The organism is Flavobacterium sp. GCM10023249 (assembly GCF_042653365.1).
In the GTDB taxonomy this organism is placed as follows: domain Bacteria; phylum Bacteroidota; class Bacteroidia; order Flavobacteriales; family Flavobacteriaceae; genus Flavobacterium.
This window is the reverse complement of record NZ_JBHSHZ010000002.1, coordinates 101,351-114,299: the sequence shown is the minus strand read 5'-3', so window position 1 is coordinate 114,299 and position 12,949 is coordinate 101,351. Positions and strand designations below refer to the sequence as shown.

General features: G+C 35.6%; 10 protein-coding genes. 8 read left to right on the top strand and 2 right to left on the bottom strand.

The window, feature by feature from the left end; translation table 11 throughout:
* The 6 genes from ACFO7M_RS00535 to proC all read left to right on the top strand — a co-directional run bounded on the left by ACFO7M_RS00535 (position 1) and on the right by proC (position 7,367).
* Positions 1-1,974: a LysM peptidoglycan-binding domain-containing protein gene (locus tag ACFO7M_RS00535; protein WP_379733435.1), complete on the top strand. Its 1,974-nt coding sequence runs from the start codon at positions 1-3 to the stop codon at positions 1,972-1,974.
* Positions 1,974-2,378 carry an OsmC family protein gene (locus ACFO7M_RS00530; protein ID WP_379715222.1) on the top strand — a complete coding sequence of 135 codons (405 nt, stop codon included), beginning with the start codon at positions 1,974-1,976 and terminating at the stop codon, positions 2,376-2,378. The genes ACFO7M_RS00535 and ACFO7M_RS00530 overlap by 1 nt, the downstream gene beginning before the upstream one ends.
* Positions 2,379-2,431: 53 nt before the next feature.
* Positions 2,432-2,659 carry a DUF3820 family protein gene (locus ACFO7M_RS00525; RefSeq protein WP_379715220.1) on the top strand — a complete coding sequence of 76 codons (228 nt, stop codon included), beginning with the start codon at positions 2,432-2,434 and terminating at the stop codon, positions 2,657-2,659.
* Between the two features lie 171 nt (positions 2,660-2,830).
* Complete coding sequence (locus ACFO7M_RS00520; protein WP_379715218.1) at positions 2,831-4,447, top strand: CTP synthase; 1,617 nt, start codon at positions 2,831-2,833, stop codon at positions 4,445-4,447.
* Positions 4,448-4,582: 135 nt separating this feature from the next.
* Positions 4,583-6,463 (top strand): membrane protein insertase YidC, encoded by a 1,881-nt coding sequence (gene yidC / locus ACFO7M_RS00515; RefSeq protein WP_379733432.1) that lies wholly within the window; start codon positions 4,583-4,585, stop codon positions 6,461-6,463.
* Between the two features lie 100 nt (positions 6,464-6,563).
* Positions 6,564-7,367, top strand: coding sequence for a pyrroline-5-carboxylate reductase (proC, locus tag ACFO7M_RS00510; RefSeq protein ID WP_379715214.1), 804 nt, complete (start codon positions 6,564-6,566; stop codon positions 7,365-7,367).
* Positions 7,368-7,444: 77 nt separating this feature from the next.
* Here proC and ACFO7M_RS00505 read toward each other — a convergent pair whose 3' ends face one another.
* Both ACFO7M_RS00505 and ACFO7M_RS00500 read right to left on the bottom strand, forming a co-directional pair.
* Positions 7,445-8,398, bottom strand: coding sequence for a fasciclin domain-containing protein (locus ACFO7M_RS00505; protein ID WP_379715212.1), 954 nt, complete (start codon positions 8,396-8,398; stop codon positions 7,445-7,447).
* 136 nt (positions 8,399-8,534) lie between these two features.
* Positions 8,535-10,865, bottom strand: coding sequence for a TonB-dependent receptor domain-containing protein (locus tag ACFO7M_RS00500; protein ID WP_379733429.1), 2,331 nt, complete (start codon positions 10,863-10,865; stop codon positions 8,535-8,537).
* A gap of 217 nt (positions 10,866-11,082) precedes the next feature.
* Here ACFO7M_RS00500 and ACFO7M_RS00495 point away from each other — a divergent pair, with 217 nt between their 5' ends.
* Positions 11,083-12,153, top strand: a complete 1,071-nt coding sequence (locus ACFO7M_RS00495) for a sensor histidine kinase (protein ID WP_379733426.1) — start codon at positions 11,083-11,085, stop codon at positions 12,151-12,153.
* Entirely contained in the window at positions 12,143-12,856 is a 714-nt protein-coding gene (locus tag ACFO7M_RS00490; protein ID WP_379733423.1) for a LytR/AlgR family response regulator transcription factor, read from the top strand. The genes ACFO7M_RS00495 and ACFO7M_RS00490 overlap by 11 nt, the downstream gene beginning before the upstream one ends.
* The last annotated feature ends 93 nt before the right edge of the window (positions 12,857-12,949 follow it).

Here is a 12,949-nt window from a genome sequence, read left to right as displayed (position 1 = left end):
ATGAAGAAATTAGTTTGGTTAGTAGTGTTGGGTATGCAATTTTCCTTTGCACAAAATGTAGTAAAACATAGAGTGACCAAAGGAGAAACTATCACACAGATTGCCAAAAAATACAAGATAACTCCAAGTGAAATCTATAAACTTAATCCAGATGCACAAAAAGGTGTAGATGAAAATACCATGCTGGTAATTGCATTACCGGGTAAATCTGTTGCGGAATCAAAGAAGAAAGAAGAGAAAAAATCGGAGAAAAAGACAGATAAGGAAGCAACTGTAGTTGTAAAACACGAAGTGCAACCGAAAGAAACTTTATATACGCTGTCAAAACAATACGGAACTACTGTAGAAGAAATCGAAAAGAGCAATCCGGAAGTAAAAAACGGATTGGGTATTGGTCAGGTGCTTACTATTACCGCTAAAAAAGGCGTAGCAAAAAAACAGGAGCCTAAAAAACAAGAACCTGTATACCACACAGTGGAAACGAAAGAGACCAAATACGGTATTGCCAAAAAGTACGGTCTAACGGTTGAAGAATTGGAGAAGAAAAACCCTGAAATCGTAAACGGATTGCAAGTGGGTCAAGTGTTATTGATTAAAGGAGAAAGACCTAAACCAGTAGAAATCGTTAAAACTGAAACCCCTAAAGAAGAACCTCCAGTTGCTCCCAAAGCTCCAAATCAAGGAATTGCAGTTGTCGAAAAAACATTATCAACGATAGGTTATACAATTCAACCGAAAGAAACTTTATACAGTTTATCCAGACAATTTAATATTACGCAGGAGGAATTGATTAAAATGAATCCAGAACTGAAAGACGGTGTGAAGGAAGGGATGCTGATTGATGTGCCTGTGAAACCAGAGTTGAAAACAGTGGTGAAAAAGGAACTAACGAATTTAACCGAAAGTATTCAGGTGAACGGCAAAAAGAAACTGGCACTACTTTTACCATTCAATATTGCGAAATTAGATCAGGATACCATCAATTCTACGAAGTCTAGATTGAAAAAAGATAAATTCCTGAATATGACACTTGATTTCTACGCGGGTGCTTTGATTGCGGTTGATTCTGCAAAAGCTATGGGATTGAATGTAGATGTACTGATTTTAGATTCGGATGAAACGAAATCAACGTCGAATGTGGTGAATTTAATTCAGGATAATAACTTGAAAAATATGAATGCCATTATTGGTCCGTTTTATCAAAATAATGCAGAAAAAGCAGCTTCTCTTTTAGGAAATGTACCGGTGATTTCACCACTTTCTAAAGATTATGATAAGAAATTCCCTAATTTGATTCAAGCGACTACAATGCCGGATGATATCAAACAAGCCATGTTTGACTTCATGCGTAACAAAGGAGGAAATATAGTTGCAGTTGTCGATCCTAAAAAAGGTTCGGTGAAACAATATATTGAGTCCAATCATAAAGATGTCCAATTTGCTGCTTTCAATGCAAAAGGTGGATTGGATGTGGCTCAGTTGAAAACGCTTTTGGTAAAGGATAAAATGAATTATGTAATCATGGAAACCGAAAAAACGAACTTGATATTGAGTACTACAAGTGCTCTTACCACTTGGTTGAAAGAATATCAAATCAATCTAGTTATTCTTGGTGAAAATGAGGCGTTGGATTTTGAAGAGATTCCAATGAGTCGTCTTACAAAATTAAAAATGCACTATCCTTCAGTTTCTAGACCGAATAAATCAGAAGAAGCTGAAATTTTTGAAAACAACTTCAAAAAGAAAAATAAAGTGTTCCCTAACCAATTCGCTACTCGTGGATTTGATGTGACATTGGATGTTCTACTACGCTTGAATCAAGAGAAATCGTTCATGGAAACATTTGATGAAATAGCTTCCGAACAAGTAGAAAGCGAATTCAACTATGTGCAAAATCCTGACGGTGGTTATATGAATAAGGGAGTTCATATTTTGTATTACGATACTGATTTAACAATAAAAGAAGCAAAATAATGGCTACTTCAAAAGTAACTTATGTGGGCGACTTACGTACGTCTTCCATCCATATCAATTCTGGATCGGAAATTATTTCAGATGCTCCACTAGATAATAACGGAAAAGGAGAAGCTTTTTCACCAACAGATACTGTTGCTAACGCTTTGGCTTCTTGTATGTTCACTGTTATGGGAATCAAAGCCAATGAAATGAACCTAGATTTTTCTGGCTCTACGGCTGAGGTAACTAAAGTTATGGCGGCAGAACCTAGAAGAATTTCAGAAATCCACATTGTGTTTCATATGAATTTGGAAACCGATGAGAAAACCAAAACGATTTTAGAACGTACAGCGATGACTTGTCCGGTGCATTACAGCTTGCATCCGGATATTAAAAAGGAAATCGTTTTTTACTGGAAATAAAAACACTGCAAGAAACAGAGAATAGAAAAGAATTCTATTCTCTTTCTTTTATCATGACAAATCAGGAACAGTTAGTCAAACTCGCTCATACCAAAATGCCTTTCGGAAAATACGAAGGTCGTTACCTTATTGATCTACCCGAACATTACTTGGTTTGGTACCAAGGGAAAGGCTTTCCTAAAGGGCAGTTGGGCGAACAGCTTAAACTGGTTTATGAACTACAACTTAACGGATTGGAAGAGCTCGTGCGCAACATTCGCAGGAACTTTCCTAAACCATAATTTCTTAACGAATAATTGTCAATCAGGCATTGTTTATTATCAATTAATAATTGTATTTTTGCGCGTTTTTAATTGATATTATAATCAAGACTAAAATATATTCTCCCTGAGCATTGTAAAAGGGGTAATACAAACAAATAACACAACAACACAATACAACAACACAACACAATGAATCAAACAAAGTATATTTTTGTTACCGGAGGTGTAACTTCTTCTTTAGGGAAAGGAATTATCGCAGCTTCGTTAGCAAAATTATTGCAAGCAAGAGGTTACCGAACGACTATTCAAAAATTTGACCCGTACATCAATGTGGATCCGGGTACATTAAACCCCTATGAACATGGGGAATGTTATGTAACAGATGATGGAGCAGAAACTGATTTGGATTTAGGTCACTATGAGCGCTTTTTGAATGTGCCTACTTCTCAAGCGAATAACGTAACTACAGGTAGAGTCTATCTGTCAGTAATAGAGAAGGAGAGAAGAGGTGAGTTTCTTGGGAAAACGGTTCAGGTCGTACCGCACATCACTAACGAAATCAAGGAACGCATGCAGTTACTTGGACAAAGTGGTGATTATGATATTGTCATTACCGAAATTGGTGGAACTGTTGGTGATATCGAATCACTTCCGTATATCGAGTCTGTACGTCAATTGGTTTGGGAATTGGGTGAAAATAACAGTATTGTAATTCATTTAACATTAGTTCCTTTCTTGGCTGCAGCTGGAGAATTGAAAACAAAACCAACACAACACTCGGTAAAAACCTTGATGGAAAGCGGTATTAAAGCCGATATTTTGGTTTGTCGTACCGAACATGAATTGTCACAAGACTTACGTCAGAAATTAGCGTTGTTTTGTAATGTGAAAAAAGAAGCAGTAATCCAATCGATAGATGCGTCAACAATATATGATGTTCCTAATTTAATGTTGGAAGAAGGCTTGGATAAAGTAGCTTTGAAGAAGTTGGATTTACCGGAAAAGGCGTCTCCCGATTTAAAGCAATGGAACGAGTTCTTGCACAGATTGAAAAACCCGAAACACGAAGTTAACATCGGTTTGATAGGGAAGTATGTAGAATTGCAGGATTCGTACAAGTCTATTTTGGAAGCATTTATTCATGCAGGCGCTGCCAATGAGACAAAAGTGAATGTGATCTCAATTCATTCGGAACACTTGGATGCCAAAACGGCAGAAAACCAATTGAAAGGTTTGGATGGTATACTTGTTGCACCGGGATTCGGCGAAAGAGGAATCGAAGGGAAAATTGAAACTGTGCGTTATGCTCGAGAAAGCAAAATCCCTTTCTTCGGGATCTGTTTAGGTATGCAGATGGCAGTTATTGAATATTCTCGTAATGTTTTAGGTCATTCAGATGCGAATTCAACCGAAATGAATCAAAATACTCCACATCCGGTGATTAACCTGATGGAGGAACAAAAAAATATTACCGACAAAGGAGGAACCATGCGTTTAGGTGCTTGGAAATGCCACTTGGAGGAAAATACATTGGCGCACAAAATTTATGGGAAATCTGATATTTTGGAACGCCATCGCCACCGTTACGAATTCAACGGTGACTATTTACAAGCGCTGCAAAATGCAGGTTTGAAAGCGTCAGGTGTAAATCCTGATACAGGATTGGTAGAAGTGGTTGAATTGGAAAATCATCCGTTTTTTATCGGTGTACAATACCATCCTGAATACAAAAGTACCGTAGCGAATCCACATCCGATTTTTGTAAAATTTGTGGAAGCTGCTGTGAAGCACAAAATTAATCAATAGCGAAGAGCTCAGGCTTTCAGTAGATATGATTCCTGTAGTCGTTATTGTTTTTTACTGATTAGTAACAAAAACTAAAATAAAAGACTAATATAAGCTTATCGCTTGAAGCCTAATGCTTAGAGCAAAATTTGAAAAATGGAACAGAAAAAATTTGATCTTAATTCAATTATTGGATTTACGTTAATTTTCGGTATTATGATGTACATGATGTACACAAATCAGCCTACAGAAGCTGAAATTAAAGCCGAAAAAGCCAAAAAAGAACAAGCTGCAAAAGCAAATGAACCGACTCAAAAAAACGCTGTGGCAGCAACTGCTGTTTCCACGGATTCTACTAAAGTTTCCGCAGCTTTACAAGCCTCTTTAGGTAATTTTGCCTATTCTGCCGCTTTGCCATCGGCTAAAAACGATGTGACTACATTAGAAAATGATTTGGTGGTATTGAAAATCGCAAACAAAGGTGGTTATATCACAGAAGCGACTTTAAAAAAATACAAATCAATTGATAAAAATGGTAAACTGGTTCAGTTAATCAAAGACAATAACGCCGGTTTAAATATTGCTTTGCAAACTAAAGACGGTAAAACGATCAATACAAAAGACGTTTTCTTTGAACCTACCTTGACTAAAGTTGATGGTAATCAAGTGCTTTCAATGAAATTGAAATCGGGAGAAAATCAGTTCCTTGAGTACAAATATGTATTGAAAGCTAACGACTATATGTTGGATTTTGATGTACGTTCTCAAGGATTGGCTGGTGTTTTAAATACTACGAAACCGGCAAGTTTAGACTGGAATCTTAAAACGTACCGCAATGAAAAAAGTGTGGCTTATGAAAATACGCTAACAGAAGCGGTTTACGAATATGAAGAAGGGAAAGACGATTACCTTGGACAGTCAAAAGAAGAGGTATCGGTTGAAGGACTTACCTATATTGCATACAAGCAACATTTCTTTACGTCAATCCTATTAACTGGAGCACCAATTAATGAGGCAAAACTTAGTTCGGATAATTTAATTGCTGATGCTGCAAAAGATACCATCTTCACAAAATCGTTCAAGGCTGAATTACCATTGGCATTCAAAAATGGTGAATTGGATTATAAAATGAACTGGTATTATGGTCCAGCTGATTATAAAACATTAAATGCTTACGAAAAAAACCTAGATGAGATTATTCCTTTCGGTTGGGGAATTTTCGGATGGATTAACAAATTCATCTTCGTACCTCTATTCGGATTCTTGAGTAATTTCTTGGCCTATGGAATTGCAATTATTTTGTTTACAGTACTTATTAAATTGGCTATGGCGCCTATTACTTACAAATCGTTCTTGTCTCAGGCAAAAATGAAAGTATTACGTCCTGAATTGAATGAAATCAATGACAAATTCAAAGATCCAGTAAAACGTCAGCAGGAAACAATGAAACTATACAACAAAGCAGGAGTAAATCCGATGGCAGGTTGTATTCCAGCTTTGATTCAAATGCCATTTATGTTTGCATCATTCAAATATTTCCCATCGGCATTCGAATTAAGACAACAAGGTTTCTTATGGGCAAAAGATTTATCGTCGTACGACGCTATTGTGAAATTACCATTCAATATTCCTTTGTATGGAGATCACATCAGTTTATTTCCAATTTTAGCTGCTATTGCGATCTTCTTTTACATGAAGTATACAACTGGCGATCAACAAATGTCGGCTCCACAACAAGAAGGAATGCCAGACATGAGCAAAATCATGAAAATGATGATTTACATTTCACCGGTAATGATGTTGATTTTCTTCAACAACTACGGATCAGGTTTGAGTTTATACAACTTGTTCTCTAATATCATGACATTAGGTATCATGTTCTACATTAAAAATTATGTAGTGGATGAGAAGAAAATTCATGCGCAAATTCAAGAGAATAAATTAAAAGAGCCTAAGAAACCCAGCAAGTTCCAGCAAAAATTACAAGAAGCTATGGAACAGGCTGAGGCGCAGAAAAACGCCAAAGGAAAAAAATAAGTAAATACAATTCCTAAAAATACAATCCCTGTTTTGATTCTTGTAAAAGAATTGAACAGGGATTTTTCTTTGATACAACTCTAAACAACTCTTTCTTATTATGAAAATTGCAATCATCGGTTTCGGAAATCTTGGTAAAACATTTGCCAGCAGCTTCATCAAATCTCGTTTTATTAAAAATGACGACATTCATGTTATCACTAGAACGTTGCCTAAACAGGAAATGACCTTTGGTATTCCAATGGAAAATTTCCAGGAAACTCCAACGACGAAAATTAAAGAAGTTGATATTGTAATATTGGCTACCAAACCTCAGGACTTTAATCAGGTGGTGTTTTCATTGAACGGATTACTTTCTGAAGACCAAATGATTTTATCGGTAATGGCCGGTGTTTCGATTGAAAAGATCAGAGAGCAATTGAAAGTGAAGAAAGTGGTTCGCTCAATGCCGAATTTAGGGACGCAAATTGGATTAGGTATGACGGTTTTTTCAGCTTCAGCAGAAACAGACCGCAAAGATTTATTCATCATTCAGAATCTTATCAATACCACAGGGAAATCCATTTATGTGGAAGACGAATCGCTAATCAATCCGGCAACAGCGGTTTCGGGTAGCGGACCGGCTTATGTGTTTTATTTTATGAATGCGATGGTAAAAGCTGCCAAAGAATTAGGTTTTTCCTCTTCAGAAGCAGAAGTTTTAGTACATCAAACCTTTTTAGGCGCGGTCAATCTGCAAAGTATGAGTAATTTGTCTAATGAAGAATTAATTGTCAAAGTGGCATCCAAAGGTGGAACCACGGAGCAAGCATTGCATGTTTTTGAGACATATAAACTTGATATTATTTTGTATGAAGCAATTCAAAAAGCAAATAATAGAGCTAAAGAATTAGGCGATACTTAATAAAAAAAACCTCCTTTTGGGAGGTTTTAGTCTTTGGATTAAATGGAGTAAACATGTAAATAAATTTATTATGGAATCTATTCAAAACTTGGTAGTAAAACTTTATCTAATACATGAATTATACCGTTACTACACTGAACATCCACTGCAGTTATGTTACTAACTCTTGCGTTTGCATCGGTAATTCTTGCTGGCGTTAAATTAACCGTGAATGTTTGATTTACATATGTGTTAACGACTTGTCCGTTTGTTAAGGAACTTGAAATAACATTTGCTCCATTCACAACATGATACTTTAATACTTTTGTTAAATTTCCACTTGATACTCCCGCTATCCCACTTGGTGCTAATTCACTGTCTAAACTAGTGAATGCGTCATTCGTTGGAGCAAAAACAGTAAAAGTTTCATTACTAGAAAGTATGTTGACAAAATCAGGCTGCCCTTCAGCGGTTAATGCATTTACAAGTGAACTGAAATTTGGATTGGCTGTAGCATGCGTCACTATAGTTGGTAATCCTATCACTTTGTCAACTATATGTATTATGCCGTTGTTGGCTATGATATTGGCAGTAGTTACAGTAGCAATACCATTAATTTTTACACCAGAACTTGTATTAATAAACATACTTAAAGTGTTAGTGGTTGAAGCGCTTCCTTTGGCTAAAGTTTTTACATAACCTGTTGTTAAAGACGAAGATTGGAAACTTCCAGAGATTACATGATTTAAAAGAATTTCTTTAAGAGCATTAACAGGTACAGCATCTAAATTAGCATAGCCATTTTCAGATAAGAAAGTTGCAAATGCAGCGTTAGTAGGTGCAAAAACGGTAAAGCTTCCTGATTCACTTAGAGTAGTTGTTAATCCAGTTTTGTTTAAAGCTGTAACTAGTGAACTTAGTTCACTGTTATTACTTGCTATTCCCGCAATTGAATTGTCTGAAGCGGAGTTGTCGTTATTGTCACAAGAAAACAATGAAATTGCTGTGACAAATAATAATACCAATCGTTTAATTTTAATTAAATTGTCCATAGTTTTTTTTGTTTAAAGATTATGTAAATTTATTAAACAAAAATTTAAATTGTTTTAGAAAAATAAAAAAAAGTTAAACAAAATAATAAGTTTAACTTTTCGATAACATTTGCTCTTTTTTATTCTTAAATATTTGTTAATCAGGCAGTCTGTCTCTGTCGCTTTTTTTGCGATTGAATTTATAAGTGAACGTTATTGATGCTCTCGTGCCCGTAAAACGTCTTTCGGTAGCAATGGTGTAATTGTTACCTTTTATATCATCTTTGCTAATGCGACTATCAAAAATGTTGTCGACTTTAAATGTCACCGTTGCTTTTTCTTTCCAAAATTCTTTAGCAACTGCCATATCGGCCCAAAGTTGTTTCTGGGATTCGATTTGACCACTTTTTCTTGCACCAATGATGTTGAAATTATTCTGTATCGTCCATGTTTTAAGTTTAATACGGGAATTTAATTTGGAAGTCCATGTTTGATCTGATACCGTAAATAATCCTTTTTGGTCGAATCGGTAAAAATTGAAATCACTTGATAAAAACCACCATTTGTAAGGCGTATACGTTGCGTTTACTTCAAAACCATAACGGTTTTCCGTACCCAGATTCACTGGTTTTTCAATTAAGTAATCGTCAGCATTTCTAGTCACGGTAATGTCAAACAGGTTGATGGTATGCTGATGATATACCGACGGGTTTATCGTGAATTTTTCCCACTTGTATAAAGTTCCCAGTTCATACGAATCGATGTACATCGGATTCAAATCAGGATTACCAATTCGGATATTTCTTCTGTCGGCAATCCCGCCAAACGGATTCAATTGATAGAAGGTCGGACGATCAATTCTTCGGCTGTAACTTAGCTGTACGTTGAAGTTGTTTTTAAATTCATACGTCAAATGCAACGTTGGAAACAATCGGGTGTAATTTTTTTCGGTTTTGAATTCATCCTTCAAATCACTGCTTCCTGTATTGAAATGTTCGGCACGCAATCCTATTTGGTACTGAAACTTTTTGTATCCGTTGGAATATTGCGAATACAATCCAAATATACGCTCGTCATAGTGTAATAAATTGGTCAGCGTATCCACTTGTACGGCATCGTCCCAAACCTCATAATCACTGTTGATTCTTCTGATTTCTCCTTTGATACCCACATCAAATTTTGATTTTTCAGATAGCGGGAAGGAGATATCCGACTGGAATACGACGTCTTTACTGCTCTCTATATCGCGGCTTTTTAATGTTTTTAGTGTTGGACTGGGAATTTCTGTCGTTTCGGTGATGAATTCGTTTTCATCATCGTTCCAAAAATCATATTGAATGTTTGCCGTTAACTTCTTCCCTTTTTTATCAAATGTTTTTACATAATTCAACTCAATCTGATTCGATTTTTGCGGTTCTTTGTATTTTTCACGGGCTTGGATGGATTGCGTCAGATTTTTATCGGCATCCAAATAATCAAATTGATAATTCACATCATTTTTAGTGGTGCTATTGCGATAATAATAACTTAAAGTTAGTGTGTTGTATTGATTGATGTAGTAATCGCTTCCCAAGTACAAGTTGAAACGATTGAAGTTGCGGTTGCGATCTGTGTTTTGATCAATAAATCCGGTTACGGCATCATTTTCATAAGAAGTTCGGAATAATTTATCATCTCCTTCAATAGAAACTCTGCCATAACGGATATCGGTAAATAGATTGAATTTTTCTTTTTTGTAATTCATGTTCACACCTAGCGAATTGTTATTTGGAATTCCAACTGTTGATGTAATAGAACTTCCAAAACCGTTGACTTTGTTCTTTTTGAGAATAATGTTGATAATACCCGAAGCTCCTTGTGCATCGTACTGAGCTGAAGGGTTGGTAATTACTTCCACGCGTTCGATACTTTCTGCGGGAATTTGCTCTAAACCGTTGTTTTGAGTCATTACCGAAGGTTTTCCGTTAATGAGGATTCTAACACTCGAATTGCCTCTTAAACTCACCGCTCCAAGCGCATTCACACTTACCGAAGGTACGTTGTTTAAGATGTCATTTGCCGAACCGCCTTTGGAAACTAAATCTTTTCCAACATTGAATATTTTCTTGTCGAGTCTGGTTTCAATCGATGATTTTTCAGATTGAATCACCACTTCATCCAAAACTTTGGTTGGCTTAGCCACTAAGGCTATTTTGCCGATATGTTTGTCTTCGGAGAATTGAACTTGATTCAAAGTAACCGATTGGAAGTCCAAAAAGCTAAATTGTAAATTGTATTTTCCTGATTTGATTTTAGTTTCGAAATTACCTTTGCTGTCCGAAGTTGTTTCGTGAATAATGGCATTGGTTTCGGTATCCAAAAAAGCAATACTGGCAAGTTCAATAGGATTTTGATTGGTTTTTTCTACTACCGTTCCTTTTACAGTCACATCCTGTCCAAACAGTAATGTAGGTAGTAGCATTGTAATGGCATAAAGTAATTGTTTCATTGTTTCGTTTTTTAATCCCGACAAAATTGAGAAGTTTTGGTTGGCAATTTTTTTCCAGTAGACCAATACACTAAAAATGAAGTCATATGATAGAAAATCCGCTTTTTTTTGAATTCGACGCCTGTAATAGTATATTCGCATTGTTTTTAAACCAATTGGTCGATGTTTGGACGAATAAAGCGGTAGGTTGGTTACATTTGATGTAGATTTATAACTTATGGACTTACAGATTTTCAATCGATACCGATTCGCAAAACATCTTTTATTTTGGTTGGCTTATATAACCGTTGGAGTTTTCAATGACTATTCTAATTTGGATGAAGACTGTTTTCTTGAAATTGCGGTGTATCATTTGAATGACGCTTTTTTTGGCGCCATCATGGCTTATTTAGTTGCATATTGCTTCTTAAAAGAGCGTTTTCTTTCCAAAGGATATATTATAACAGGAATTAGTTTTTTGCTTTCTACCTATTTGCTTGCAGCTTTGTGTAGACTTTCAATGGTGCATTTTATTGAGCCATTGGTTAGGAAACCGCCATTTGAGCAGGAAACTCTGTGGGAGATTTTTACAGATTTACGTTACATCGCGTTCAAATACGGTCCGTCAATTTTAACGGCTGCTTTTATCTTTTTTATCGCTAAGTTTTTCTCTGATCATTCGAAAGAAAGAGAGAAACGATTACTTTTAAGTAAAGAAAAAACCGAAGTCGAATTGAAAATGCTTCGCGCTCAACTTAACCCTCATTTCCTTTTCAACACGCTCAATAATATTTATTCGTTGTCTATTGATAATTCTCCGAAAACATCTTCGGCCATCGGAAAGTTAGCGGAAATTCTTGACTATGTACTGTACAAATGCAACACTGATTTTGTTGGAGTTTCAGCTGAAATGCAACTGATTAACGATTATATTGAACTGGAAAAACTACGTTACGATGATCGTTTGGTCGTGGAGATTCACTCGGATATTTTATCTGAAAATCAAGTACCACCGCTCGTTTTTTTGTCATTGGTTGAAAATGCTTTCAAACACGGAGCAGGAGAGGATAGTGGTTCGCCTAAAATAGAGATTTCACTCCTGTCTGATACGAATCGTACCGTCTTTAAAGTAACGAATACCTTTGTGAATGTATTGGGTAATAGCGATAAAGAATCAATTGGATTGACTAATATTAATAAACAATTGAATTTATTATACGGGAAGAATTACAATCTAAAAACGAGTCAAGACAATAATTTATTTCACGTAACTTTGGTTCTGGAAAATACGATTTCAAATGAAAATTAGATGCCTTATTGTTGATGATGAACCTTTGGCTGTAAGGCTAATTGAAAATCATATTGCCAAAATAGATGCACTAGAAGTTGTGGCTACCGCAAATAGCGCCTTAAAAGCATTTGAACTATTGAATACCCATAAAATAGATTTACTCTTTCTGGATATAAAAATGCCGACAATTACAGGAATTGATTTTTTGAAAAGTTTGAAGCATCCACCTAAAACCATTTTTACTACAGCGTATAGAGATTTTGCTATCGAGAGCTATGAATTGGAAGCAGTCGATTATTTGTTGAAACCGGTCACTTTTGAGCGTTTTTTTAAATCGGTAGATCGGTATTTGAGAGAATCCAATCCGGTTACAAATCCCGTTCAAAATGATAGTAAGAAGGAACAGTATATTTTATTGAAATCGGCAGGTAAAAATTTTAAAATTCCATTAGATGATATCCTGTATGTGGAAAGCATCAAAGATTATATCAAAGTGCATAAAACCGATGGGAATTCGGTGACTTCAAAATATAAAATTAGTACACTTGAAGCTGAACTTCCTCTGGAACAATTTATTCGTATCCATCGTTCGTTTATCATCAATGCTAACAAAGTGACCGCCTTTTCAAATACAGATATTGAGGTTTCTGGTATTGAAATTCCAATTGGTGTGAGTCATAAAGAACAAGTTGATTCATTTTTCGAAAGATTGAAAAAATAAAACGTTCAATTGGACGTTTTTTTAGTGTAATTGAATGCGAATGAAACGGTCGAAATTTACACTTTTGATTTTTAAAGAAGTAGAAAGGTTACG